21 protein-coding genes, 1 tRNA gene and 2 pseudogenes are annotated in these 24,833 nt (G+C 64.1%); 5 read left to right on the top strand and 19 right to left on the bottom strand.

Translation table 11 applies throughout. The features are described from left to right. Positions 1–98: 98 nt before the first annotated feature. Positions 99–2,834 (bottom strand): preprotein translocase subunit SecA, encoded by a 2,736-nt coding sequence (gene secA / locus C7W88_RS12655; RefSeq protein WP_118073794.1) that lies wholly within the window; start codon positions 2,832–2,834, stop codon positions 99–101. Positions 2,835–2,937: 103 nt separating this feature from the next. After that, positions 2,938–3,198 carry a hypothetical protein gene (locus C7W88_RS12650; RefSeq protein WP_162896033.1) on the bottom strand — a complete coding sequence of 87 codons (261 nt, stop codon included), beginning with the start codon at positions 3,196–3,198 and terminating at the stop codon, positions 2,938–2,940. A gap of 130 nt (positions 3,199–3,328) precedes the next feature. Here C7W88_RS12650 and argJ point away from each other — a divergent pair, with 130 nt between their 5' ends. Together argJ and C7W88_RS12640 are read left to right on the top strand one after the other, a co-directional pair. Then, a complete protein-coding gene (argJ, locus tag C7W88_RS12645) occupies positions 3,329–4,555 on the top strand; it encodes a bifunctional glutamate N-acetyltransferase/amino-acid acetyltransferase ArgJ (RefSeq protein ID WP_118073792.1) in 1,227 nt (408 codons plus the stop codon). A 32-nt stretch (positions 4,556–4,587) separates the two neighbouring features. Next, positions 4,588–5,361, top strand: a complete 774-nt coding sequence (locus tag C7W88_RS12640; RefSeq protein WP_118074761.1) for an inositol monophosphatase family protein — start codon at positions 4,588–4,590, stop codon at positions 5,359–5,361. A 40-nt stretch (positions 5,362–5,401) separates the two neighbouring features. Here C7W88_RS12640 and trxA read toward each other — a convergent pair whose 3' ends face one another. The 10 genes and pseudogenes from trxA to C7W88_RS12605 form a co-directional block, all read right to left on the bottom strand. Further along, complete coding sequence (trxA, locus tag C7W88_RS12635; protein WP_118073791.1) at positions 5,402–5,722, bottom strand: thioredoxin; 321 nt, start codon at positions 5,720–5,722, stop codon at positions 5,402–5,404. Between the two features lie 60 nt (positions 5,723–5,782). Continuing rightward, positions 5,783–6,313 carry a PD-(D/E)XK nuclease family protein gene (locus C7W88_RS23745; protein ID WP_240344642.1) on the bottom strand — a complete coding sequence of 177 codons (531 nt, stop codon included), beginning with the start codon at positions 6,311–6,313 and terminating at the stop codon, positions 5,783–5,785. A gap of 185 nt (positions 6,314–6,498) precedes the next feature. Continuing rightward, positions 6,499–7,542 (bottom strand): 3'-5' exonuclease, encoded by a 1,044-nt coding sequence (locus tag C7W88_RS23740; RefSeq protein ID WP_240344640.1) that lies wholly within the window; start codon positions 7,540–7,542, stop codon positions 6,499–6,501. Beyond that, complete coding sequence (locus C7W88_RS23735) at positions 7,539–8,891, bottom strand: UvrD-helicase domain-containing protein (RefSeq protein WP_255418777.1); 1,353 nt, start codon at positions 8,889–8,891, stop codon at positions 7,539–7,541. Before C7W88_RS23735 ends, C7W88_RS23740 begins: the two co-directional genes overlap by 4 nt. Positions 8,892–9,085: 194 nt before the next feature. Beyond that, positions 9,086–9,328, bottom strand: a pseudogene (locus C7W88_RS24380) (UvrD-helicase domain-containing protein); the annotation flags it as partial. Beyond that, the gene (locus C7W88_RS12625; RefSeq protein WP_118073790.1) at positions 9,295–12,267 is read right to left on the bottom strand and encodes a PD-(D/E)XK nuclease family protein; all 2,973 of its coding nucleotides are present in this window, start codon (positions 12,265–12,267) and stop codon (positions 9,295–9,297) included. The pseudogene C7W88_RS24380 and the gene C7W88_RS12625, both read right to left, overlap by 34 nt. Before the next feature lies 1 nt (position 12,268). Beyond that, on the bottom strand, positions 12,269–12,991 hold the full coding sequence (locus tag C7W88_RS12620) for a nucleotidyltransferase family protein (RefSeq protein ID WP_118073789.1): 723 nt from the start codon (positions 12,989–12,991) through the stop codon (positions 12,269–12,271). Next, positions 12,988–13,971 carry an aminoglycoside phosphotransferase family protein gene (locus C7W88_RS12615; RefSeq protein WP_118073788.1) on the bottom strand — a complete coding sequence of 328 codons (984 nt, stop codon included), beginning with the start codon at positions 13,969–13,971 and terminating at the stop codon, positions 12,988–12,990. The genes C7W88_RS12620 and C7W88_RS12615 overlap by 4 nt, the downstream gene beginning before the upstream one ends. Further along, positions 13,962–14,411, bottom strand: a complete 450-nt coding sequence (tsaE, locus tag C7W88_RS12610; RefSeq protein WP_118073787.1) for a tRNA (adenosine(37)-N6)-threonylcarbamoyltransferase complex ATPase subunit type 1 TsaE — start codon at positions 14,409–14,411, stop codon at positions 13,962–13,964. The genes C7W88_RS12615 and tsaE overlap by 10 nt, the downstream gene beginning before the upstream one ends. After that, a pseudogene (locus C7W88_RS12605) lies at positions 14,408–16,753 on the bottom strand (PAS-domain containing protein). Before C7W88_RS12605 ends, tsaE begins: the two are co-directional and overlap by 4 nt. Between C7W88_RS12605 and C7W88_RS22705 the strand changes: the two are divergent. After that, positions 16,701–16,898 (top strand): hypothetical protein, encoded by a 198-nt coding sequence (locus C7W88_RS22705; RefSeq protein WP_162895830.1) that lies wholly within the window; start codon positions 16,701–16,703, stop codon positions 16,896–16,898. The pseudogene C7W88_RS12605 and the gene C7W88_RS22705 overlap by 53 nt on opposite strands. On the opposite strand, the gene ahcY is transcribed toward C7W88_RS22705, so the two are convergent. Then, positions 16,892–18,340 (bottom strand): adenosylhomocysteinase, encoded by a 1,449-nt coding sequence (gene ahcY / locus C7W88_RS12600; protein WP_118073786.1) that lies wholly within the window; start codon positions 18,338–18,340, stop codon positions 16,892–16,894. The two genes, C7W88_RS22705 and ahcY, sit on opposite strands and share 7 nt — an antisense overlap. Before the next feature lie 192 nt (positions 18,341–18,532). On the opposite strand from ahcY, the gene C7W88_RS12595 reads away from it, so the two are divergent. After that, the gene (locus C7W88_RS12595) at positions 18,533–19,012 is read left to right on the top strand and encodes a peroxiredoxin (RefSeq protein WP_039332231.1); all 480 of its coding nucleotides are present in this window, start codon (positions 18,533–18,535) and stop codon (positions 19,010–19,012) included. Positions 19,013–19,058: 46 nt separating this feature from the next. Here the strand turns inward: C7W88_RS12595 and C7W88_RS12590 are convergent, their stop codons facing one another. The 4 genes from C7W88_RS12590 to C7W88_RS12575 form a co-directional block, all read right to left on the bottom strand. Beyond that, positions 19,059–19,805, bottom strand: a complete 747-nt coding sequence (locus C7W88_RS12590) for a TorF family putative porin (protein ID WP_118073785.1) — start codon at positions 19,803–19,805, stop codon at positions 19,059–19,061. Positions 19,806–19,819: 14 nt separating this feature from the next. Next, positions 19,820–20,269 carry a hypothetical protein gene (locus C7W88_RS12585; RefSeq protein WP_118073784.1) on the bottom strand — a complete coding sequence of 150 codons (450 nt, stop codon included), beginning with the start codon at positions 20,267–20,269 and terminating at the stop codon, positions 19,820–19,822. Positions 20,270–20,383: 114 nt separating this feature from the next. Beyond that, positions 20,384–20,998, bottom strand: coding sequence for a GTP cyclohydrolase I FolE (folE, locus tag C7W88_RS12580; RefSeq protein WP_118073783.1), 615 nt, complete (start codon positions 20,996–20,998; stop codon positions 20,384–20,386). 12 nt (positions 20,999–21,010) lie between these two features. After that, entirely contained in the window at positions 21,011–22,528 is a 1,518-nt protein-coding gene (locus tag C7W88_RS12575; RefSeq protein WP_240344639.1) for a phospholipase D-like domain-containing protein, read from the bottom strand. Positions 22,529–22,727: 199 nt separating this feature from the next. Here C7W88_RS12575 and C7W88_RS12570 point away from each other — a divergent pair, with 199 nt between their 5' ends. Beyond that, positions 22,728–23,414 (top strand): trans-aconitate 2-methyltransferase, encoded by a 687-nt coding sequence (locus tag C7W88_RS12570; RefSeq protein WP_162896032.1) that lies wholly within the window; start codon positions 22,728–22,730, stop codon positions 23,412–23,414. Positions 23,415–23,441: 27 nt separating this feature from the next. On the opposite strand, the gene C7W88_RS12565 is transcribed toward C7W88_RS12570, so the two are convergent. Both C7W88_RS12565 and C7W88_RS12560 read right to left on the bottom strand, forming a co-directional pair. Continuing rightward, entirely contained in the window at positions 23,442–23,750 is a 309-nt protein-coding gene (locus tag C7W88_RS12565; RefSeq protein ID WP_118073781.1) for a septum formation initiator family protein, read from the bottom strand. A 999-nt stretch (positions 23,751–24,749) separates the two neighbouring features. Further along, positions 24,750–24,826: transfer RNA gene (locus C7W88_RS12560), tRNA-Arg, on the bottom strand. Positions 24,827–24,833: the final 7 nt, after the last annotated feature.

The following is a 24,833-nucleotide window of genomic DNA, read 5'->3' as shown; positions in this document are numbered from 1 at the left end:
ATCGCCGAGGACCGGCGATTGCACAATAACATTTGTTTCAAGCATTTGAATTAAATCGACTTGACCGAGGTAGCCTCGGTCAAGTCCGAAGGCTGCGGTCAGGCCGCAACGCCGTGGCAGTGTTTGTACTTCTGGCCCGAGCCACATGGGCAGGGCGCATTGCGGCTGATCCCTTGGCCGGCATAGGGATCCACCGCCGACGACCCGACGGTCAGCCCGCCGCCCGCTTGTGGCGGCAGCGCACCGAACATCGCCGGCGCAGGCGCCAGCGGGGCCGCGTCGTTTTCCCCCGTGAAGGGATCGATATGGCTGGTCAGGAAGTCCGGCAGTTCGGGAAGCTGGAATTCCTCGGACGGACGGAGGCGAATCTCGCTGGTGGTGAGAATGCGGGTTACGTCCTCACGGATGGCGTCGAGCATCTTCTCGAACAGGCCGAACGCTTCCTGCTTGTACTCGTTGATCGGCGTCTTCTGTGCGTAAGCGCGCAGGAAGACGACCTGGCGCAGCGCATCGAGCGTTGCAAGGTGCTCCTTCCAGTGGTGGTCGAGCCGCTCGAGCAGGATCGACTTCTCGAGGCTGCGCCACGCTGTGGGATCGATCTCGGCAATCTTGCGGTCCATATGCTCGTCGGCAAGCGTCTGGATACGCTCCTCGATGGTATCCGGCTCGATCGCCTCTTCCTGCATCCAGTCCTCGATCGGGATCTCAAGCCCGATCACGTCCCGCACGCGGGCCTTGAGGCCTTCCACGTCCCACTGTTCCGGGTAAGAACCCGGAGGGCAGGCATCGCCGACGATGGCATTGACCGAGTCATGCCGCATGTCGGCGACGACATCGCCCACTGCTTCGGCGTCCATGATGTCGGCGCGCTGCTCGTAGATGACCTTGCGCTGGTCGTTCATCACGTCGTCGTATTCGACGACCTGCTTGCGGATGTCGTAGTTGCGCGCCTCGACCTTCTTCTGCGCAGTCTCGATCGCCTTCGACAGCCACTTCGAACCGATCGCCTCGCCATCGGCAAGGTTGTTGTTCATCATCTTGGCGAACAGCGTGTCGGGGCCGAAGATGCGCAGCAGATCGTCCTCAAGGCAGAGGTAGAACTTACTCATGCCCGGGTCACCCTGACGCCCCGAACGACCGCGCAGCTGGTTGTCGATGCGGCGGCTTTCGTGGCGTTCGGTGCCGATCACGCAAAGGCCGCCAGCGGCAAGCACCTTGGCCTTCTCCTCGGCCACTTCGGCCTTGATCCGGGCAATCCCGGCATCGCGCTCCGGGCCTTCCGGCAGATCGCGCAACTCGTCTTCGATGCGAAACTCGACATTGCCGCCAAGCTGGATGTCGGTGCCGCGGCCCGCCATGTTGGTGGCAATCGTCACCGCGCCAAGACGGCCCGCCTGCGCCACGATGTGCGCCTCCATCTCGTGGAAGCGGGCGTTCAGGACGTTGTGCTTCACGCCTTCCTTGGTCAGGAACTCGGACAGCAGCTCCGACTTTTCGATCGATACGGTGCCGACCAGCACCGGCTGCCCGTTCTCGTACTTGTCGCGGATCAGCTTTGCGATGGCCGCGAACTTGTCCATCGTGTTCTTGTAGAACTCGTCCTCGTCGTCGATGCGCTGCACCGGCACGTTGGTCGGGATCGAGACGACGTTCATCTTGTAGATGTCGAAGAATTCCGGCGCTTCTGTCGCCGCCGTTCCGGTCATGCCCGAAATCTTCGGGTACATGCGGAAGTAGTTCTGGAACGTGATCGAGGCCATCGTCTGGTTCTCGGGCTCGATCCGCACGCCTTCCTTGGCCTCTACCGCCTGGTGCAGGCCGTTCGACCAGCGCCGACCGTCCATCATGCGGCCGGTGAACTCGTCGATGATCACGACCTTGTCGTCCTTGACGATATAGTCGATGTCGCGCTTGAACATGACGTTGGCCTTGAGCGCCTGGTCCAGGTGATGGACCACCATCGTGTTCTCGACGTCATAGAGGTTCGAACCGACCAGCAGCCCTGCTTCCTCGAACGCGCGTTCGACCCACTCGACGCCATCTTCGGTCAGCGTGATGTTCTTGGTCTTCTCGTCGGCCTCGTAGAGATCGGGCTGGATCTGCTTCACGATGGCATCGACCGAGATGTAGAGATCGCTCTTGTCGTCGGTCGGCCCCGAAATGATCAGCGGCGTGCGAGCCTCGTCGATCAGGATCGAGTCCACTTCGTCGACGATCGCGAAGTTGAACGGACGGTGCACCATCTGCGTCCGCTCGTGCTTCATGTTGTCGCGCAGGTAATCGAACCCGAGTTCGTTGTTCGTCGCGTAAGTGATGTCCGAGTTGTAGGCCTCGCGGCGCTGCTCCTCGTTGAGGTTCGGCACGATTACGCCAACCGTCAGCCCGAGGAACTTGTAGAGCACGCCCATCGTCTCGGCGTCGCGCCGCGCGAGGTAGTCGTTCACGGTAACGACGTGAACGCCCTTGCCCTCAAGCGCGTTCAGATAGACTGCAAGTGTTGCGACGAGGGTTTTGCCTTCGCCAGTGCGCATCTCGGCGATCTCGCCGCGGTGAAGCACGATGCCGCCGATCATCTGCACGTCGAAGTGACGCATGCCGAGCGTGCGAACCGAAGCCTCGCGGACCGTGGCAAAGGCTTCGGGCAGGATGTCGTCGAGCGTCTTGCCCTCGGCCAGCATCTGGCGGAACTTCGGCGTCTGGGCGGCCAGTTCCTCGTCCGACAGAGCCTGCACATGCGGTTCAAACGCTGCGATCTGGCGGACAGTCTTGTCCAGGGACTTGACGTAACGGTCGTTGGACGAGCCGAACAGGGCCTTTGCAATGGAGCCGAACATAGGCGGATTTTCCTGTTGAATCTGTGATTTAGATGGCCGTGCGCGTCATCGGCGCGCAGCGTCGGGCAGTATTCGTGCCGGTAAGGGTATGCTGTCCGTGGCGCTATTCGCGCGCGCGGTCAGTCAGTTCAATGCCGCAAGGCCGGATCAGTGCCGGGGCGGGCAGCCACACCGTCTTGCGGCGGGCATTCGTGCGCTTTTGCGGAACTGCGCCACCGCGAGCCGCGCAGCGCTGCTGGCGCTGCTCGACAGAGGTTGTAGCGCCAGTCGCCATGCCCGCTTCGGCCACTTCCGTGCGCGAGACGGCAAGCGCCACCTCGGGCAAGGAGAGCCCCGTAATCAGGGCCAGAAGGGCAAGCAGCATGCGCATTGCCGCAACAGATAGGCATTCTGTCGCGGTTCGTCCATCTTGAAAACGAACCCTTTTGCCGCAAGCCCTGCCAAGGCCAGTGGGCGGTTGAACCGCAGGCCCCGGCGCGCTAGGCGGTTGCGCCATGTCCGACGCCGTTTCCCCGCTCGCCTCGCCCTTCCCCGCCCTGCCGCACATTGCAGGCGTCACTCCGCGCGTCGCGCGCGCCGGGTACAAGGACTGGGGCCGCTGCGACCTTACCTACGTCGAACTGGACGAGGACACGGCGGTTGCCGGCGTGTTCACGCGCAATGTCTGCTGCTCGTCGGAAGTGGAACTCGGTCGCCAGAACGTGCAGCAGGGCCGCGCCCGGGCACTGGTGGTGAACGCCGGGAATTCCAATGCTTTCACCGGCTATCGCGGGCGCGAGGCGGTCGAACAGATCATGGCGCAAGTGGCCGAACATCTCCGCTGCCCCAAGGAAGAGGTTTTCGTTTCCTCAACCGGCGTCATCGGCGTGCCCCTGCCCAAGGACAAGGCGCACGCGGGCATCGAAGCCGCGTTGCAGGCCGAAACTTGCACATGGGAGGACGCCGCCCGCACCATCGGCACCACCGATACCTTTGCCAAGGGCGCGACTGCTTCGGCGATGGTCGGCAACACCCGCGTGACGTTCAGCGCCATCATCAAGGGCAGCGGCATGATCGCGCCCGACATGGCGACCATGCTCGGCTATATCTTCACCGACGCCGCCGTCAGTCCGGCATTCCTGCAGGAGTGCCTCTCTGCCGCCAACCGCCGAACCTTCTCCTGCATCACCGTCGACAGCGACACTTCCACCAGCGACACCGTCCTCGCCTTCGCCACCGGCAAGGCCGGGAACGCCGAACTGAACGGCTTCGACAGCCCCGGGGCCGATTCCTTTGCCGCCGCGCTCGAACAGGTCTGCCGTGAACTCTCGCATCTCGTCGTCAAGGATGGCGAAGGCGCGCAGAAGTTCATCGCCGTGAGCGTGACCGGCGCTGTGTCGGACGAAAGCGCCCGCAAGGTCGGCCTTGCCATCGCGAATTCGCCGCTGGTCAAGACCGCCATCGCCGGTGAAGATGCCAACTGGGGCCGCGTCGTGATGGCCGTGGGCAAGGCCGGCGAACCAGCCGACCGCGATCGCCTGTCCATCGGCTTCGGCGGCATCTGGGCGGCGCGCGATGGGCAACCGCTGGCAGACTATGACGAAGCTCCAGTCGCGGCGCACCTGAAAGGGCGCGAGATTTCCATCGAGGTCGATCTCGGCCTGGGTGATGGCTCGGCCACCGTGTGGACTTGCGATCTCACCCACGGCTACATCTCGATCAATGCGGATTACCGGTCTTGAGCCGCGCGCTTGATGCCGCCGTTGCCGCACTGATGCGGCAGACGGCGGAAAAAACGCTGCTCAAGCACTATCAGCGGCTCGGCGCGGACGAGGTCAGCAACAAGGCCGCGGACGACGTCGTCACCATTGCCGACACGGAAAGCGAGATCATGCTGGCGGAAGGGCTGGCGAAGATCCTGCCGGAGGCGGCGATCGTCGGCGAAGAGGCTGCCCATGCCGATCCCGCCATTTTCGAGCGCCTGTCCGACAAGCTGTGCTGGATCATCGACCCGCTCGACGGCACCAACAATTATGCGGTCGGCAAGCCGCCGTTCGGCATCCTGATTGCTCTTGCGCAGGGCGGGGAGACAGTCGCAGGCTGGATCTACGACCCGCTCTCGGGCCGTCTGTGCACCGCGCATCGCGGCCAGGGCGCCTGGGTCAACGGCGAGAAGCTCGCCGCACAGGGCAGCGGTAACGACACCCCAATTGCCGCGATCTCGCTGGTTTTCGTCGACAAGAGCAAGCGGGCGTCACTGATGGAGCATATCGCTCCGCACTACACGCTGGTCGACATCCCCCGCTGCGCCGCCGAGCAGTACCCCCGCATTGCGCTGGGCCAGAACGACGTCTCCCTCTTCGAAAAGACGCTGGCGTGGGACCACGCCGCAGGCGTGCTGTTCCTGAACGAGGCTGGTGGCAGGGCGGCACGACCTGACGGTTCAGCCTACCGCGTCGATCGCCATCTTGAGCCGGGCCTGATCGGCGCTGCCAGCCCCAGGCTGTTCGACGAACTGGCCGAGCGTCTTTCGCGCATGCCAGCCTGATACAAGAACCCCCGCTTTCGCGGGGGCAATTGCTTCGAAATCAGAGAACGCTCTCGAGCCACCCCTTGATCTGGCTCTTGGGCGCCGCCCCCAGCTTCTGGGCAACCGGCTGACCATCCTTGAACAGGATCAGCAGCGGGATCGACTGGACGCCGAACTGGCTGGCGATGTCGGTGTTCTCCATGATGTCGACCTTGGCGATCTCGACCTTGTCGGCCAGCTCTTCCGAGATCTCTTCAAGTGCGGGGGCGATCATCTTGCACGGGCCACACCAATCCGCCCAGAAGTCGACGAGGACAGGCTTGCTGCTGCCCAGAACTTCGGAGGCAAAAGTGGCGTCGGAAACGGCCTTGGTCGACATTGCGTGAAACTCCTGTGTGGTTGATGGCAATCTAGGCACTCGCGCGCGCGGTGCAACAGATCAGCCGGACAAGGATTCCTGAACCCCGGCAATGCGCAGCTTTTGCGCTGCGATCAGGCCATCGGGAATAACGAACAATTGCGGCGTGTGCGTATAGAGCAGCGCCGCTTCGACCGGCAATCCGGGGTGGATAGCCTCAAGCGAAGCAACATAGGCCGCCATCTGCCGGATATAGGCCGAAGGAATCTCCTCGAGCGTGGCCGGAGGGCGCCGCGCCGTCTTGAAATCGACGATCCTTATGCCCTTGTCCGAGATGACCAGGCGGTCGACCGTGCCACTCACCACCCGGCCGCCGACAACCGCTGCGAGCGGCACTTCGGCGAGGGAATCCGGGCCGAACACATCGTTCCAGCCCGGTTGGTCAAGCACCGCGATGGCGTCCGACACCATGCCCACGTGGTCCGACCTGTCGAAATCGCTCGCCATCCGGGCAAGCCAGGCAAGACCGGCGTCATGTCGCTGCTCGACCGGCAATTCCGGCAAACGCTCGATCAGACGGTGCAGCAGCGTTCCGCGTCTTGCCGCCAGCATCGCATGCGGTCCGGGTGGCGCCGGCGGATCCGGGGCCTCGTCCTCGCCCAACGATGAAGGTGCGAGCGGGCGCGGCGGGCGCGGTTCAGGGCCGACTGCGGTGCGCAAGACCTGCGGAACCGCAATTCGCACAGAAGATTCGGACCGTTCGGCCGGCGCCTTGGTCAGGCTGGCAGGACCTCCGATCAGCTTGACCGCACCCCACAGCGGATTGCTGCGCCAATCGTCCGCAAACAGCGGCTCGAGTTGTGCATACCAGCTGTCTTCGGGAAGCTCGCCTGCCCCTTCCGGCGCTTCTTGCCCTTGGCCCCGGCGATGAACAGGGCTTCCTCGGCGCGGGTCATCGCCACATAGAGCAGGCGCCAGTGCTCCTCGCGTTCGGCGCGCTTGGCTTCGGCCTCGGCCTCGAGAACAGCCGGTGCCTTCTCCTCCTTGCGCAGCGGCGGGAGCGGGACCTTGCGCACGGACCCCAGAACGTCTTCGACAAGCTCAAGCCCGCGGGGCGGCGACAGGTCCGGATCATCCGCCGCATCGGCAAGGATCACGATCGGCGCCTGCAGCCCTTTCGATCCATGCACGGTCATCACCCGCACCAGCCCGTCGGCCTTGCCTGCCTCGCGCTTCAACTCGCCCTCGCCCGCATCGAACCACTGCAGGAACCCGATCAGGCTAGGCACATTGGCGCTGGAAAACGCGATCGCTGCATTGAGCAGTTCGTCGATGGGATCGTTGGCCTCGCGACCAAGCCGCGCCACCAGCCGGCCACGGCCATCCCACGGACCGACCAGCAGCCAATGCAGCAGGACGTGCGGAGGATCGTAATCGGCCCGGGCCAGCAGGCTGCGCAGTTGGTCCATCGTGGCGAAAGTCTGCGGCCCTTCATTCTGCCGCAGCCAGTCCCACAGACGGACGCCCTGCTTGCGGTAACCATGCTCCAGCAGGTCTTCCTGGCTCCATCCGATCAGGGGAGAAACCAGCAGGGCAGCCAGGTTCAGGTCATCCAGCGGCTGCGCGGCAAACCGCAAGGCTGCAACAAGATCCCGCACGGCAAGCGGCGCCCCCAGACGCAGCCGGTCCACGCCCGCGACGGGCACGCCGCGCGCATGGAGTCTGGCTACGATCAACCCCGCCAGTTCCTTGCGCTTGCGGACAAGAACCATGACATCGCCGGCATCGGCATGGCGCTGCGTCTTGCCAAGGGGAAAGCCGCTGTCGAGCCACGCCTTCACCTGCAGGGCGATCTGGTCGGCCAGCTTGCGATCCGGGCGCGACAGCCAGGCTTCCGCGCCTTCGTCGCCCCGTCCCCCCCGCTCCCGGCACTTTCGCTTCCGGCTCCTTCGCCGTCCTCCTCGTCGCCATCCTCGGCCAGATCATCGCTCACGACCTTCCACAGGCCGATGGTGCCGGGAATGTCCAGTCCGACGTGGCGCTCAGGCTTCTGCTCCAGCCCCAGCCTGTCCCATCCCAGATGGTCGATCGCGCGGTCGACGAAGTCGAGGATCGGTCTTGACGTGCGGAACGACTGGCCAAGCCCCAGATCCAGAAGTTCGCGATCAGGGTCGTTCAGAACGGCCGCCATCCGGGCAAGTTGGGCCTGAACTGTCAGCTTGGCTGCGGCGAAGTTCTCGGGACTTGTTCCCTGAAAGCCGAAGATGGCCTGCTTGTAGTCACCAACCACGAATAGGGTCCGGGCAACCTGTCCCCGTTGCCCCTCACCGGTGAAGAAATCTTCGACCAACCCTTTCAGCACGATCTCCCACTGTGCGGCGTTGGTGTCCTGCGCTTCATCGACAAGGATGTGATCAAACTGGCGATCGAGCTTGAAGCGGATCCATTCGGCGCTGGTGCGCTTGGTCAGGAGGTCGGCGGCAGTGCGGATCTGGTCATCGAAATCGATGAAGCCCTCACGCGCCTTGGCATCGCTCCATGCCAAGGCAAATCGGCGCCCGATGGTAAGCGCCGTTTCGAGCAGGTCGGCAAGATCAAGCTGTGCCTTGCGCGCCTTCACCGCCTCGATGCAGGCAATGACCCGGGCGGCATAGCCGGCATAGCCGGGCTGCTTCTTCTCGATATTCGTGGTCGACCTCGGTTCATCCTTGGCCGTGAGAAACTGGCTTTTCAGCTCGGCAAAGGCATTCAGGCGCGCTTCGGGGCTGGCCGCCAGCCAATCGCCGAGTGCATTTGCCGCATCGATACCGCCCTTTGTCCCCCAGGCGCTGTTCATCTCCATGCAACGCCGGACGGACTCGCAATCGAACCCATCGTCGGCGCACATGGCGGCAAGGCTGTCAGGCCCATCACTTTCGCCAAGGCCGATAACGCGATTGATACGAGGCCGTAGTGGCGGTTGCCACGCCCCTGGCCCGGTCCACAGCTCCAGCGCCCCTGCACAACGCAGCAGGAAGGCCTCGACCTGATCCTCGCTCATCCGGCGCGAGAGCGAGGCGAGCCCGTCGATCAGTGCCTCGTCGCCGTCGAGTTCGGCCGAGACCAGCAGTTCGGCCAGCACTTGCCGGACCAGCAAGGCCCGGTCGCGGTCTTCCATCGCCCGCGTGCCCGGTCGCAGGCCTGCCTCCACGGGAAACGACGCAAGCAGCCACTGGCAGAAAGCGTGAATGGTCTCGATCCTGAGCCCACCCCCGGGCAATCGAGCACGGCGGCAAAGCGGCTGCGCGCGCGGGCCACGGTTTCGGGGCCGAACGGCGCGCCGATGGCCTTCAACTGCGCGGCAAGCTCTATCTCGGGAAGGCGCACCCAACTGGCGAGCACCTCGTTCACGCGGGTCGCCATTTCGGCAGCGCCCGCCTTGGTGAAGGTGAGGCAGAGGATCTGTTCCGGCTCCACGCCCTCTTGCAGCAGCAAGCGCAGCACGCGCGCCGAAAGCACCTGCGTCTTGCCGGTCCCTGCCGATGCCGAGAGCCAGACGGTGCGCTGGGGATGGACGGCGTGCGCCTGATTGTCCCTGAGCGGATAGACCTTGCTCACTGACTGCCTTCCTCTTCGCGGCCTTGCCATTCGTCGAGGCGCATCAACTGGTCGAAATCACTGTATCCCGGGAGATCGGGATTGAGCCGCGCCGTGAATGGCTCGCTGCCAAGCAGCCAGCGCGCAATCGCTTCACGCAGGAAACGCTCGGTTTCGGGCAAGAAGTCTTCAAGCAACAGGCCGGTCTGCCGCGCCGTTTCCTTGACCGGCGACTTCATGTAGCCAAAGCTGCGATCCTTGTTGCGGCCAAGCGACCAGTACTCGAACTTCACCGGCTCGCCCGCGACGCCCTCCATGCCGCCACCCCGGGCAATCATGCCGATGAGGCCAAGCTGAAGGGCGTACCCTTGCGCCACCATCTTGCCCGATGGCGGCGTGCCGGTCTTGTAATCGACTACGGCCAGCGTTCCGTCGGCCAGCCTGTCGATACGGTCGGCCCGGCCATGAATGCGGATGCCGTCGACGATGATTTCGCCCTTGCGCTCGATCGCCAGAACGTCGCGCCCCTCCCCGGCAAGCCGGTCCGTTTCCTCCTCGATCCACAGCAAGGCATCGATCAGGCGCGGCTTCCACATCGCGCGCATGAAGGGGTGTGCGCTCATCTCGTCGAACATGCGTTCGGCAAGCGGCACCAATTCGCCGGGACGCCCGCCGCCATCGTGCCAGGCTTTCAGCACGTCGTGAACCGCAGTGCCTTTCCAGGCTGGCGACGGATCGGCATCGACCGGATCGAGGCGACGCAGGCCAAGGATTGCCGAGGCGTAGAACTGGTACGGATCGCCGCGCAGCCGATCCAGCGCCGTTACCGCAATCGGCACGCGCCGCTGCTCCGCGCTCGGCATCGGGTGTGGGCGTGGGTGTGGCAGCTCCGGTTCCGGGTCGGCCAGCGCCCGCGCCAGGTTGACCGCGCGCGTCTCGCGCCGCAACTGCTCGCCAAGCATGGCGTGAATGCGCAGCAGGAAGCGCGAAGGAATGACCGGGCCGGTCGCGTCGCGGTGCGCATGGCTGAGCACAACCTCTGGCGCTCCCAGTGCAGCGGCAAGATCGTGTGCAGAAAGGCCGATGCGGAAATCGGCACCGGGGATGCCCAATGCGCGGAGAATGGGCGGTGCCAGCAGCGGATCAGTCGCCGGGCTTCCGGGCCAGGAGCCTTCTGTCAGGCCTGCGCAGATGACGAGATCGGCCCGGCTCATCCGCGCTTCGAGCAAGCCGTAGATCGCCAGACGCGGATGCCCGCCGTAGGGCGGACGCACGGAGACTTCCTCCATGGCATCGCGCAACACTGCCGGCAGTTCTTCCGGCGGCAGCAGGCCCGGATGCTCCGAAGCAGCTTCGCGCCAGCTTTCGACGAACTGGGCAAGGCAGCGCCCATCGGCCTGCGCCCACAGCCCCTGTCCGCACAGCGCCTCGCCCACTTCGGACAGCGCGATCAGTGCCGCATCCAGTGACACCTGGCCATCAAGCGACAGCAGCGGAAACAGCAGGTCCTCGACACCCGACCACCAGTCGGCAAGCCCGGGATGGCGCTTGTCATGCTCCTGCGCCTTGCCCCGCACGGCGGCCAGTCCGGGGCCGGGTCGCGGACCACGCAGCACCAGGTCCAGCTGTCGCACCCGCTCGAGCCACTGCGCCCTGCCCTCGCCTGCCCGAACCAGCGGGTGGCCGAGCAGGGCGAGCAGCGGAACCGGCGCGGCCCGCTCGGCAACGACTTCGGCCAGTTGCAGGATGATCCTGCCGGCCGCCGTCTGCGGCAATGGCCGACCGGCCGTATCGTCCGCGCCAATGTTCCAGCGGCCAAGATGCGCCACGACCCGCGCCGCCAGACTGCGATCGGGCGTGATCACCGCCACGCGGCGCTCCGGCTCGTCAAGCGCTTCGCGGACCAGCACGGCAATCGCCTGCGCTTCCTCCTCGGGGTTGGCGCTCTCCATGATGCGCACGCCGGAAAGGCGGCGCTCCCTCGCTTCGAGCGAAGCCCACGCCGCACTGGCTTCCGGCGGCAGGAACAGGTTCGAGATGGCGCGGCTGCGTTCCGGCGGCGCTGGAGCAAGGCCGGAGCGGTGCCACGGCTCGACCTCGCCCCGTCCGATGCCCATGCGGTTCAGCAGCAGCTTCAGGTGATATTGGGGATGCGTGACGACATCCCCTCGCTCAAACACCTTGCCGTCTGACCCGCCGGCAAACCCGAGCGCGTCCCAGACCGAAGCCTCCATGGCAAGATCGAGATCGGGCAGGATGACGCCGCCATCCGGCAGATCCGCAATCACCCGCAGCAGGTTGGCGACGGCCGGCGATGCCGAGGTGACGCCCGCAGCAATCACCGGATGGGCTGGTGGCGCTTCACGCCATACCTGCGCGGCATGCGCCAGCAGCAGATTGCGCCGTTCCGGCGCGTCGATCCTGCCCAACCGCGCCAGTTCGTCCTGCCACTTGAAGAACACCGTGGCGAACAGCTTCGTGCTTTCCCGCCAGTGCTCCGACAGTTCCGACGACAGGCCGAGGACGCCCTCATCAAGCATGTCCTCGGGACGCACACCCTCGACAAGCAGCCGGTCGATGCTCTGGCCCAGGCTTCTGGCCTGTCGCAGCAAGGCCGCCTCGCCGGGGGCTTCGGCACCAAGCTCGTCTCGGATCAGCGCTGAAAGTTTCAGCAGCCGGTGCACCGGATCGACAGCTTCGGGAACCCCAGCTCCGGCGCCGATCGGGTCGAGCAGTGGCCCAAGCGTCTCGTCGAGATCCAAGTCGCCCACCACCGCCAGGCGTGGCAGCAGCAGACCCTGCCCGCTGACCCGCACGAAAGCTTCGGTTACCGTGCGGATTGCGCGCTGGCTCGGCAGCAGCAGCGTCAGGCGCGCAAGGCCGAACCGATCCTCGCGGTAACGCGGGATCAGGCCCGCAACCAGGGCGTCGGCAAAACCCCGGTGCGCCGCGATTGACCAGACACGCGGGCGGGTGGAGCGCTCGGCCATGTCAGTCGCGCTTCAGCGCAGCCTCGGTCGGGACGATCATCTGCGGTTCGCCCACTTCGTACCACAACCCCAGGTGCGACAGGCCGTAGAGCCGCCCTTCCTCGATGGCCCTTTGCCACAGCAGCATGGTCCCGAACGGTCCCTCGGGTGCGTCGCGCAGCAGGCGGTGCGAAACGATCTGGATGCCGCTGTAGATGAACGGCGCGACACGGCCGGTCCGGCGCCGCGAAATGCGGCCCATGGCGTCCATGTGAAAATCGCCCTTGCCGCGATAGTTGAACGCCCGCGCATGGGGCACGAGCAGCAGCAGCGCATCCATCCTGTCGGCATCCCAGTGATCCGAAAGATGCGCGAAGACGTTGCGTGGCCCGTCGAGCCAGATATTGTCGGAGTTGAGGCAGAAGAACGGATCGGTGCCGATCAGCGGCAGCGCCTTGACCATCCCGCCACCGGTTTCCAGCAACTGATCGCGTTCGTCCGAAATCGCGATGGCCGGGCTTTTCCGCTGCGCAAGGTAAGCCTCCATCGCATCGGCAAGGTAATGGACGTTGACGACCGCGCGGGCCACGCCGGCTTCATCAAGCTTGTCCAGCGCATGGTCGATCAGCGGCTTGCCCGCCACCTGCACCAGCGGCTTCGGGCGCGTTGCCGTGAGCGGACGCATCCGCTTGCCCAGTCCTGCCGAGAGAACCATGGCCACGTCGCTGACAAGGGGCTTGGTCATACCGTAAACGATCCGCCCAGGCTGGCCCGCAGTTCGGCCGGGATATTGGCATCGAACCACGCGGCCACCGGAGCCAGCGCTGGATGCGCCAGATCGCGTTCCAGCAGAGCCCAGACGCGCGGGATGTAATCGAGGTATCGCGGTTTGCCATCACGCTTCCACAGCCGCACGAAGATGCCCACGATCTTGGCATTCCGCTGCGCGCCAAGCCGGGCGTAATCGGCCAGGAACTCGTCACCTTCGCCGGTCTTCTGCAGGTAATAGTCCAGCATGCGCGCTTCGAGTTCCGGCGAGACATCCCTGCGCGCATCCTGCAGCAGCGAGACCAGATCGTATGCCGGGTGGCCGTTCAAGGCATCCTGAAAGTCCAGCAGCCCCTGCCGATCGAGGCCGTTGAGCAACATGATGTTCTCGGCATGATAATCGCGCAGGACAGTAACCCCGGGGCGCTGGCGCGGCAGCAGGTGCGACAGGACCTCTTCCCAAGCCGCGTTCCAGCCCCGCCCGTCGACATAGAGTGACTGGGTCGGCACGTACCACTCGATGAACAGCCGCGCCTCGCGCTGATACTCGGCAAGGGTGTATCCCGTGAATGGCCCTGCCGGCAGCTTGCGCAGCTGCAGCAGGGCGTCGATGGCATGGCGATAGACCTCTTCCTCGTCCTGCGGCCAGGCATCGAGGTATTCGCGCATGCGCACCTCACCGAAATCTTCCAGCAGGACAAAGCCCTGCTGCGGGTCCTCGGCAAGGACATGGGGCGCGCGCAGGCCATTCGCGTCGAGCCACTTGGCAGCCCTGAGGAACGGCTCAGGGTCTTCATTGGGCGGTGGCGCGTGCATCAGCATGGCATTTCCCGCTGTCCGGCGAATGCGGAAATAGCGGCGGAACGATGCATCGCCAGGCAGTGGCTCGACAGTAGCGCCGATCCAGCCCGCCTTGTTCAGGAAGGCATCGACGCTCGGAGGGATAGTCAGGTCCATGGCACTCGCTCTATCCAATCGCGCCCCGGCGTTACAATGGCCCGCCTGCCGTTTTCCGTGGATTCCAGCAGGATCGAGAGGCACCCCGGCTCATGCGCAAAGCCCCCGGCGTGTTCCGGCCACTCCGCCAGAAGCGCCGCACCTTCGCGGTAATCATCCAGCCCGATCTCCTCGGCCTCGGACGGGTCGTCCAGACGATAGAAATCGGCATGAACCAGCGGTAGCCGCACCGCCGGCGGATCGTAAATCTCGATTATGGCAAAGCTGGGACTGGGCACTTCGCCAGTGTGCCCAAGTGCGGCGATGATCGACCGCGCGAGCGTTGTCTTGCCCGCGCCAAGGCCGCCGGACAGCGCAATCACATCGCCCGGACGCAGCTTCGCCGCGATCTCGCGGGCAAGGACAGCCGAACTGCCGATGTCGGGCAATTCGAAGATCACGGCAGCACCACGATGGCACTGGTGCCAAGGCCGGGCTCGGACACCAGCTCCAGTGTTCCGCCATGCGCTTCGACCAGTTGGCGCACCAGCGGCAGGCCCAAGCCCTGCCTGCGCTCGACCGCCTTGCCTTCGGCATCGAGCTTCAGCCCATCCAGCGCGCGAGCGAGGACGGCAGGCTCCATGCCGCGGCCATTGTCGGACACGACCACCTGAACCGGCCCGCCCTTGCTGCGCGAGGCCACGACGAGGATGCGGCCGCCCTCGGGCGTGGCGGCCACAGCATTGTCGAGCAGTTGCCCGAAGGCGCGGCGCAACCTGCGTGCATCGCCAATCACGGTCCCCGCGCTCCTGTCCCCGCGCAGATCGAGCGCAAGCCCCGCAGCCGTGATCCGTTCCTCGCGTTCCTTGACGACTTCGGTCAGCAACGGGAAAATCTCCACCGGCTCCTGTTCCAACGGCAGCGTTCCGGCCTCGCTCTGCGACAGGTCGAGCACGTTCTCGATCTGCTCGCCAAGCCGGGCGACCGACGTGAGGATTGCCGAGACATACTCGTCCTGCTGCGGCGTCAGCTCACCGGCAATGCCACTTTGCAGAAGCTCGGCAAAGCCCCCGATAGACGTCAGCGGCGTGCGGAATTCGTAGCTCATGTTGGCGATGAACCGCGTCTTCACCGCGTCAGCCTCGACCAGCGCGGCATTGCGCTCGCGCAGTGCCGCCTCGGCCTTCTGGCTGTCGGTGATGTCCAGAACCGTCAACATGCCGTTGCCGTCCGGGAGCGGCACGCCAGCGAGGGCAAAATGGCGCCCATCGGAAAGCGTCAAGCGGCCGGAACGCTGCTTGCGCTCAAGTGTCGCGGCCTGGATGACCTGCGCGATCGTGCCGATCTGCGCGGGACGTTTCAGTTGCCCCGCCAACCTGTTCAACAGAACGTCGACCCGCGGATGGGTGGTAAGGAACTCTTCCTCAAGCCCCCAGTTGGCCGCAAACCGGCGATTCCACAGCTGCAACTTGCCATCGGGCGCAAACACCGCGAGCGATTCGAACAGATTGTCGAATGTCGCAGTCCGGGTTCGCAGCAGGGTGTCGCGGGTTGCCGAGAGCTGGAGCTGTTCGGTGCGATCCTCGAAGATCATCAGCAGCCCGCCATCGGGCATCGGCTGACCGACCACGCGCAGATGCGTCCCCCGGAAAGATGCCACGATTCCTCGATCGGCACGCGGGCGAGGAACCAGGCCTGCCGTTCGCGGCGCCATTCGGGGAAATCGCGGACTTCCGGCAAGCGACCGGCATCGCGCATCCGGTCTATCACGCGGTCGAACGGCGGGGTGTCAACGACCCAGGCCTTGGGCACACCGAAGATGCGCAGGAAAGGCTGGTTGGCGAACACAAGGTTCCGCTTCTCGTCAAACTGCGCGATGCCTGCGGAGAGCGTATCGAGCATTTCGCGCTGCGCTTCGCGGAAGCGGCGGAACTGGCGGATAAGCTCCTCCATTTCCTCTATATCGACGACGTATCCGGCAATCCCGTCCTCGCCCAGCGGCAGGTCCGTCACGCGCACCGCACGGCGCTGCCCCTTGATCGTTGCCAGCAGCGAACGTTCGATCGGCACCTTGCGCGACTGTGCCTGACGGGCCACTTGGGGCGCGCTGAGACCGTCAACCGGTTCGATCAGTTCGATGCCTTGCGCGATCACTACATCGGCATTCGCGGCGCCAACGGCTTTCACATAGGCGCTGTTGACAAGGCGCAGCCGCAGGTCCGGCCCACGGAACCACATGGGCAAGGGCGCTGCTTCGATCAGGCCTGAAAGCCCGGCAAAATCGGCCCGTGCCGCGGTCGTCTCGCTGCGCAGCCGGACAAGCTCTTCCTGGCTTTCCGAAAAGTCGAAAAACCACACAAGTGCCGCACCCCCGGAGAAATCTGCGGGTCCGCCAGGTGCCCTTGCGCAGAAAGCGCGCGCTTGCCGTCCTTGGGCGTGAGCGCCAACCTGAAGGACGCGCCGGTCTTTTGCGCCTTGCGCACAGCGTCGCTCAACTGCGAAAGCTGCACCTCGTCAAAGCCTGCACCCTCTGCATCCAGTTCGGTCAGGTAGCCGGGCATTGTCTCGAAGCCGAACCATCCGGCAAGCCGCGCAGGGCCTTCGATCCGGCCATCGGCGCGCACCAGCAACGGCAGGGCTGGCGATTCATCCACCATCCTCGCCAGGCGGCGCGCTTGCCGTTGCACCGCCTCCCCTTGCGCGCGCGCCCTCTGGCGACAAGCACGAGCCAGCCTGCCCCTGCCGTCCAGGTGGCAAGCAACAATCCGATCAACACCATGATGGTCTGGTTGAGCAGCGGCATCATCCTCTCGCTAGGGCCTACCCCGGTGAAATACAATCCGGCGCTCTACAAACCGGCATCGAGCGGCCCGATCCGCAAAAAGAAAAGGGCGGCGTGGCATCCCACACCGCCCCATTTCCAATTCGTTCGCGCCGATGATCAGTAGCGATAATGATCCGGCTTGAACGGACCTGATTCCGGCACGCCGATGTAGTCGGCCTGCTTCTTGCTGAGCTTGGTCAGCTGCACGCCCAGCTTCTCGAGGTGAAGCGCCGCCACCTTTTCGTCGAGGTGCTTGGGCAGGACATAGACCTCGTTCTTGTAGTTCTCGGCCTTGGTGAACAGCTCGATCTGCGCCAGCGTCTGGTTGGTGAAGCTTGCGCTCATCACGAAGCTCGGGTGGCCGGTGGCGCAGCCGAGGTTTACCAGGCGGCCCTTGGCAAGGATGATGATCTGCTTGCCATCAGGGAATTCGACGAGGTCGGTGCCCGGCTTCACTTCGGTCCAGTTGTAGTTGTCGAGCGCGGCGATCTGGATCTCGCTGTCGAAGTGGCCGATGTTGCAGACGATCGACATCGGCTTCATCGCCTTCATGTGCTCGGCGGTGATCACGTCCTCGTTGCCGGTCGCGGTCACGAAGATGTCGCAGCGCTTGACCGCTTCTTCCATGGTGACAACTTCATAGCCTTCCATCGCCGCCTGCAGAGCGCAGATCGGATCGATTTCGGTGACCATGACGCGCGCGCCACCCTGGCGCAGCGACGCTGCCGAACCCTTGCCGACGTCGCCGAAGCCGGCAACGCAGGCGACCTTGCCAGCCAGCATCACGTCGGTGGCGCGACGGATCGCGTCGACCAGCGATTCCTTGCAGCCATAGAGATTGTCGAACTTCGACTTGGTGACGCTGTCGTTCACGTTGATCGCCGGGAAAGGCAGCTTGCCGTCCTTGGCGATCTGATACAGGCGGTGGACGCCCGTGGTCGTCTCTTCCGAAACGCCCTTGATGTTCTTGACCGACTGCGTGAGGTAGCCCGGCTTCTTCTTGAGGAAGGCGTTGAGCGCGCGGACGAACTCGATTTCCTCGGCGTTCGAAGGTTCGAACAGCTTCTCGCCCGCTTCCACGCGCGCCCCCCACAGCGCGAACATCGTGGCATCGCCGCCATCGTCGAGGATCATGTTGGCGGTCTGGTCGTCACCCCAGTCGAAGATCGAACCGACGTAGTCCCAATATTCGGCAAGGGTTTCGCCCTTGATCGCGAAGACCGGGATGCCCGCAGCGGCGATGGCAGCGGCGGCATGGTCCTGCGTCGAGAAGATGTTGCAGGTGGCCCAACGCACTTCGGCGCCCAGCGCAACCAGCGTCTCGATCAGCACGGCGGTCTGGATCGTCATGTGCAGCGAACCGGTGATGCGCGCGCCCTTCAATGGCTGCGATGCGCCGAATTCCTCGCGCAGGGCCATGAGGCCGGGCATTTCGGTCTCGGCGATCCTGATTTCGGCGCGGCCGAAGTCGGCAAGGCCGATATCGGCGATCACATAGTCGTTCTTGGCGTCAAGCACGCTGGCCACGAAGCTTTCTCCTGAAAAATCAACTGCGCGGCAGACCATAGTACCGGCGCGCCTCCTGAGGCCCCATAGCGTGCCCGACCCCACTCTGCAAACTTAATATAAAGATGTCTTTATATCGCCATTCGGGAATACCCTAGCGCCGGACTGTTGCAGAGCTACCGGGCGCACCTATATCCAACGCGCCATACTCGTCCGGGCCCCCTCGCCCGGCGCAACGAAAGGAAGATGGGGATGACAATCGCTGTTGGAGACAAGCTGCCCGACGTCAAGATCGTCAAGGCGACTGCCGAAGGTCCGGAAGCCGTGCAGTCGGCCGATTACTTCAAGGGCAAGCGCGTGGCGCTGTTCTCCGTCCCCGGTGCCTTCACCCCGACCTGCTCGGCCAAGCACCTCCCCGGCTACGTTGAAAAGGCCGCTGACCTGAAGGCCAAGGGCATCGACGAGATCGCTTGCACCGCCGTCAACGATCCCTTCGTGATGAAGGCTTGGGGCGCAGCTTCGGGCTCGAGCGACGTGACCATGCTGGCAGACGGCAACGGCGACCTCGCCGAAGCGCTCGGCCTTACGATGGACGGTTCGGGCTTCGGCCTCGGCAAGCGCGGCCAGCGTTTCTCGATGGTCGTCAACGATGGCGTCGTCGAACAGCTGTTCGTCGAAGCTCCGGGTGACTTCAAGGTCAGCTCCGCCGAGCACATGATCGAGAACATCTGATCGATCGAAAGGCCCCCGTATCTCCGGGGCCTTTTTCATGGTGCTTTCAGAACGAAAGACGCACGCGCCCCAGCACCCGGTCGCCAGCGTGCTTGAGATCGGCATAGGGCGAAACCGAGACGCCCGATGTGTCGATATCGGTGCCCGCATAGTCGAGCCCGATGGTGAACGGAAACTGGTTGTATTCCACGCCCAGCCGCCAGTCGGCATAATCCCCGGCCGGTCGCAGCCGGGCCGAGCGCGCATCCTTCGTGTCGCCCGTGGTATAGCCCAGCGAAGCGGAGAGACTGATCGGCAGCGCCGGCACGCCAAAGTTCGCTGATCCTCTCAGGTAAAGATTGTCCCCGCCGATCGCGTCCTGCTTTGGCGCATAGAAGGCATCGGCCCGCACTTGCAGCGGCCCGATCGAATACCGCGCACCAAGGCCCACCTCGCCATAATCGGCACCGATGTCGGCGCCGCCGAAGAAGTGCCCGATGGCCTCCGTCCGCAGCGTGATCGCCCCGGCTTCCCAATCCTTGCCGATCGCCACGTCGCCCACGACATCGGCATTGGCATGACGGTCAGACTTGCGCAGCGCCGCCATTCGCACCGAGGCATCCAGCCCGGCAAAGCCGACGCTGGCATCAGCCGAGGCGGAGATTTCACCGTCACTCCAGCTGAGCCCGCGCCGGACTTCGTCCGTGGTTGCCTCCACACCCGCATCCACCGATTGAGCCATCGCTTGTGGCGCCTGCACCGCTGCGATCGCGCCAAGAACTGCCAGGCCATTCAGATAGTGGATGCGGGTCATGTATTCATTTCTCCTCAGCCCTCGCGCTGCCTGGCGTGGGCTCCTTCTGCTTCAACGAGGATCACTTCGCGATCCTGCGCAACCATGGCCATCATCGCACTGCGCAAGTCGTCACGTCGCGCCTCGATCACGCGGTCGATGCCATTGCTGCGCTCCGAGCACCAGCCCGGCGATGACCCCGTAAGCACGTCATCGCGCAGCATCGAACGCCTTGCCTGCATGTTTGCGCCGACCTGTGCCTGCCGCTCGACCGAAAGCGACACAGACCACTGGCAGCGCAACGAGGAAGCCCGCCCCGCTCCGCCGGCCGAGCCGATCTGCTTCATCTCGACCCGTGTCTTTCCACTGTAATCGGCGGTGATCGGGCCGGCCGCATGCTCGATGACGGTCGAGTGCTCCATGCCCATTGCCGGGGCGCTGAACCCCAGCGCAACGGCAAGACCTGCAAAGCCAAGCGTCTTCATGTTGTGTCTCCTGCAAACGTCCCGGCTTTTTTCCGGTGACATGAGCAAGATAGAACCCCGATTGTGTGCAACCAACCGACGGACTTGTAATGTTTCTTTGCTGGGGTGCTGCCCTCAGTAGCCCATCAGGCTGAGCACTTCCTTGCGGCTTCGCGTATCGTCGAGGAACGTGCCCATCATCCGGCTCGTCACCATGCCCACGCCAGGCGTCCGCACGCCGCGCGCGGTCATGCAGGCATGGCTCGCCTCGATGACCACCGCCACCCCATGCGGCTTGAGGTTGTCCCAGATGCATTGTGCCACCTCGGCGGTCAGGCGCTCCTGGATCTGCAGCCGACGCGCAAACCCGTGAAGGACCCGCGCCAGCTTGGAGATGCCGACAACCTTGTGCCGCGGCAAATAGGCAATCGCCGCTTTGCCGATGATCGGTGCCATGTGATGCTCGCAATGGCTCTGGAAAGGAATGTCCTTCAGCAGCACGATCTCGTCATAGCCGCCCACTTCCTCGAACTGTCGCGACAGATGGCTCGCCGGGTCCTCGCCATAGCCGAGGCAATATTCCTTCCAGGCACGCGCGACGCGCTTGGGCGTATCAAGCAGTCCCTCGCGTGATGGATCGTCGCCCGACCACCGGATCAGCGTGCGAATAGCGTCCTGAACGTCTTCGGGAACAGGTGGCTTGCCCCGGGCCAGATCGTCGTCTTCATCGGGCCCTACCAGACTGCTCATCACGTTCCTCCGCTACCTTGCAGGCCGTCGCAGGAAGCGACTCCTGAACAGACCCCGGCGATAGAAGGACAGCATTTCCTCCGGACGCTCTGGGTCGAGTACCTCGTTGTCGGCCAGCGCCTTCTCCGCATCGGTCAGGTCGTGCGGCACGAACCGCCCCAGTCTCTTGCCCTCCTGCGGAGCAGCAGCGATGGCCGCAGCCATCGAACCGTGCTGGTCCAGAAGTTCCGCTACCCGCTCCGGCCCGATACCGCAATGCTCGGCCAGAAGGGAAACGCGCAACCGACGGATTGCCTCGCCACAGTGGCCATTGGCAGGCCTTGCACAGTCGATGAACACATCGCACTCGCTGTCGAGGCCCATCGAGCGGTTGTTCAGGTTCGCCGACCCGATCCTCAGGATCTCGTCATCCACGATGGTCAGCTTGGAATGCACGTAGATCGGCGTGCCTTTCGCCGTGAAGGGATGCCAGACCGAGAAGCGACCTGCGTGATCGACCTGCTCGATCGCTCGCACCAACCGGATGCGCGCCCCGTCCATCGCGGTCTGCTCCAGCCAACCATCGGAACTTTGCGGATTGATCAGCACGATCTCGGGAGGATCGGGCTCTTCCATCCGCCTGACGATGGCTTCTGCAATCTTGCGCGATGCAAAATACTGGTTCTCGAAGTAGATGAACTTCTTCGCCCGCGCGATATGCTCGAGAAACAGCGCTTCAACTTCGCGCACCTCGCGTGCCTCGGCAAAGTGTGATCGCGTGCGCGCGATGCCGATCTCGACATTGCGGAATTCGGCCTCGACGCTCGTGGGCCAGGGCGATGCCCTTTGCGGTTCGCAAGGCTCGAACGGCTTTCCCTTCGCCTGTTCCCACCGCTTTCGGCCGAACGCCCCGAGCACTGCGGCCGCCTCGCCTTCCATCAGCATCGTACAGTCGTGCCACGGGCCATAGAGCTTGCCGCCGGGCCGCCTGCGCCGCTTGTCGTCGTCGAGGTGCTGTCGCGTGTCCCAGCGGTCGCCGGCCATGTCGATACCGCCGCACACGGCAAAACGATCGTCGATCACTGCAATCTTCTGGTGGTGGCTGCACCCCAGTGGATGCGCGCTGTCGAGCTTGAACACGATCCGCGGATGCCGCCACCACCGCAACAGATCGAGCATCATCGAGCCGCGAAAGAAGGCTTTCAAGGCGCCGAAGTTCCACTTGAGCACCCTGACATCAAGCTGCTTGCGACGATTGGCCAGCCACACGACGAAAGGACCAAGCCGCGCCGGCGAAACACGCTTTCGCGGCAAGTTCCACCACCGCCGACCTCCGCCGATGATGATCCGGGTGTCGAAATCCCACCCTATCAGGAAGATCCGCTGCTGCGCCCGCATCATCGCTTCGCGCATCAGGGCGAAGTAATCGGCTGCATCGATCACCGCATGCGCCCTGTCGGCCATCGCATAACGCCAGACCGATTCGGATTCGGACTGAATCCGGGCGAGGTCTCCGGCCTGTTGCTCGGTCACCGCTTCGGGTTCAGCCACAAAAACTTACTTCCATTATGGTACCAGCACACACCACCGACATTCCCCTGCCTACCGATAGATTGCTATCTTATTGTCACTTGTAAGGAAAAGTCCGTTTTGGCTTTACCGTGGCGGATTCAACCGCAATCCCGACACCATGGCAAGCGGTTCAACCCTTATATCGTCCCTACGCACCGGGCTGCTTGCAGTTCCACAGGTGCGTTCGGCGATCGACCGGATCAGGGACCTGGCAGACCCTGATCGCCGCGCCATCGCCCGCATGAAGCGCACCCATTCCAACGCCATCCTGCAACCATGGCCAACCACCTGCGAGGATCGCTACCCCGAAATATTCACCGCGCTCGACGCGCATCTGTGGACTCTCGATGCCCCCCGCATCCTCTCCTTCGGATGCAGCGATGGCAGCGAAGTTCGCAGTCTGCGGCGGTGGTTCCCCAAGGCCCGCATTGTCGGGCTGGACCCCAATCCGGCGATGATCCGCATCGCCAGGGCCCATCTTGCGCTGCATCCCGATCCCAACATTTCCTACATCGAGGCCGCCGACGTCGGGATGCTTGAAGGCCATACATTCGACGCCATCCTGGCCATGGCGGTGTTTCGGCACGGCACCCTCGAAAGCCAAGCTCCCGCGTCCTGCTCCACCCTGCTGCCGTTTGCCCGCTTTGCGCAGACGGTTTCAGCACTGGACCGCCATCTCGCCCCGGGTGGTTGGCTGACGATCTGGAACGCGCACTTCCGCTTCTGCGATACGCCCGTCGCTGCGCGCTACCATGCACGATCCCTGCGCTTCACCCGCGCCGATCCGATGACCCTGCTCTACGGGCCTGACAATGCGCGCATGGAAGGCAGCTACAGCGACGCAATGTTCCTCAAGCAGCGGTAAACTTCCGCCGCCAAGGCAAGGATCGGCTCAATCCTTGAGCTGCATCACCACGTCGTCAGGATGCGTCACGTTGAGATTGCTGTGCAGCAATTCCCCCACAAGATCGGGGTCAGCGTGGCGAGGATCGAGCAGATCGACCCGGTTCTTCATCCGGTCCCGCTCAGCCGTCAGCGAAGCGATCTCCTTCTGCCGCTGTTCGAGCACCCGTGCATTCTCGCCCCAGGCCAGCAGACCGCTTGGGCCTGCCACGCCGACCGCAGCAAGCACAAGCAGCACGACCAGCGCCATGGACTGCGCAAGGCTGTCTTTCGGAAGAAGGGGACGACGGCTTTTCATGTCATGACTGAATCACAAATCCCACGCCGTTTCAAGAACCTTCACCTCCACCCGCAGCACAATCGGCAAAACCGCACAGACGGGAACGCCATCTGCCCACCACCCACTAACCACCAACCCAAACACCCCCGTCGCCCCGGGCTTGACCCGGGGGCCCGCTTTTCTTCCTGCACGGTCTCGCAACAAGGAAGCGGGTTCCCGGGTCAAGCCAGGGACGACAGAAGGATGGGACGGCGAGCACTTGACAAAACGAACCATATAGGTTATACGCCCCGCCCACAGGTCAGGAGAGGGCAAAAGGCCAACCCGCTCCTCTCCCTTCGGAAGCTGAGGCCCAGAGTCTGGCGCGCATGCTTCCGGCGCGATCGGTGCGGCAGGTATGCAGCGGGTTCAACGAGGGGCGTAAAGCCCAAGACCCACCGGGCAAACCTTCGTCGTTACCCAAGGACAGACAGGACACCCCAGGGCTGATAGCACGGCGCCGAACCCTGAGCGACGCTGCGGATGCGGAACCCGCCATGATTGTGCGACTGTGTCAGCACAAACGACAGGTTCTTTTCACACAGCCGCTTGCCAGAAGCCAAGGCAGCCCGCGAGCCGCTGCCAAAGCTTCGTCCTTTCACATATGTCCGCCCTCAGGCTGAGCCGACAAGGGGTTCGGAACCGCCCCCCGGCCACTCGCAACCGGTCCCGCGCCCTCCCCGCTGCGTGCCACAACGGCACCGCACCGGTCGCGCGATCTGTCAGCTTCCCCCGGCGTTACCGTCCGCATTCGCCAGCGGATGCTTTTTTGTATCGAGCGTGGAATGGTTCACGCAGAGACGCAGAGTCCTTGGGAAGGCGCCTGCGGCGCAGCCGCCTCAAACTCTCTTCTCTCCTCCGCGTCTCCCTTTCCATCTCCGCGTCTCTGCGTGAAACAAAAAAGGGCCGCGTCGCCGCGCAGGCAGGGACCTCGAAATTCTCGCGAACTACGGGCATGCCGCCAATGCTATCGAAAAGTGGTGCGCCCGACGGGATTCGAACCCATGGCCCCCAGATTAGGAATCTGGTGCTCTATCCTGCTGAGCTACGGGCGCCCGCGCA

This window comes from Novosphingobium sp. THN1, assembly GCF_003454795.1.
In the GTDB taxonomy this organism is placed as follows: domain Bacteria; phylum Pseudomonadota; class Alphaproteobacteria; order Sphingomonadales; family Sphingomonadaceae; genus Novosphingobium.
The sequence above is the reverse complement of the archived record's forward strand: the minus strand, read 5'-3'. Positions and strand labels throughout refer to the sequence as shown.

What these genes read in the sequence shown, in the direction of transcription:
- C7W88_RS12585 (WP_118073784.1), bottom strand. Translation starts at nt 20,269, where the DNA reads ATGAAGACGCTTGGCTTTGCAGGTCTTGCCGTTGCGCTGGGGTTCAGC.
- C7W88_RS12625 (WP_118073790.1), bottom strand. Translation starts at nt 12,267, where the DNA reads ATGGCCGAGCGCTCCACCCGCCCGCGTGTCTGGTCAATCGCGGCGCAC.
- C7W88_RS23745 (WP_240344642.1), bottom strand. Translation starts at nt 6,313, where the DNA reads ATGCTGGCGGCAAGACGCGGAACGCTGCTGCACCGTCTGATCGAGCGT.
- folE (WP_118073783.1), bottom strand. Translation starts at nt 20,998, where the DNA reads ATGAGCAGTCTGGTAGGGCCCGATGAAGACGACGATCTGGCCCGGGGC.
- C7W88_RS12650 (WP_162896033.1), bottom strand. Translation starts at nt 3,198, where the DNA reads ATGCTGCTTGCCCTTCTGGCCCTGATTACGGGGCTCTCCTTGCCCGAG.
- C7W88_RS12640 (WP_118074761.1), top strand. Translation starts at nt 4,588, where the DNA reads ATGCGGCAGACGGCGGAAAAAACGCTGCTCAAGCACTATCAGCGGCTC.
- C7W88_RS12595 (WP_039332231.1), top strand. Translation starts at nt 18,533, where the DNA reads ATGACAATCGCTGTTGGAGACAAGCTGCCCGACGTCAAGATCGTCAAG.
- C7W88_RS12615 (WP_118073788.1), bottom strand. Translation starts at nt 13,971, where the DNA reads ATGGACCTGACTATCCCTCCGAGCGTCGATGCCTTCCTGAACAAGGCG.
- trxA (WP_118073791.1), bottom strand. Translation starts at nt 5,722, where the DNA reads ATGTCGACCAAGGCCGTTTCCGACGCCACTTTTGCCTCCGAAGTTCTG.
- C7W88_RS12590 (WP_118073785.1), bottom strand. Translation starts at nt 19,805, where the DNA reads ATGACCCGCATCCACTATCTGAATGGCCTGGCAGTTCTTGGCGCGATC.
- secA (WP_118073794.1), bottom strand. Translation starts at nt 2,834, where the DNA reads ATGTTCGGCTCCATTGCAAAGGCCCTGTTCGGCTCGTCCAACGACCGT.
- ahcY (WP_118073786.1), bottom strand. Translation starts at nt 18,340, where the DNA reads ATGGTCTGCCGCGCAGTTGATTTTTCAGGAGAAAGCTTCGTGGCCAGC.
- argJ (WP_118073792.1), top strand. Translation starts at nt 3,329, where the DNA reads ATGTCCGACGCCGTTTCCCCGCTCGCCTCGCCCTTCCCCGCCCTGCCG.
- C7W88_RS12620 (WP_118073789.1), bottom strand. Translation starts at nt 12,991, where the DNA reads ATGACCAAGCCCCTTGTCAGCGACGTGGCCATGGTTCTCTCGGCAGGA.
- C7W88_RS12565 (WP_118073781.1), bottom strand. Translation starts at nt 23,750, where the DNA reads ATGAAAAGCCGTCGTCCCCTTCTTCCGAAAGACAGCCTTGCGCAGTCC.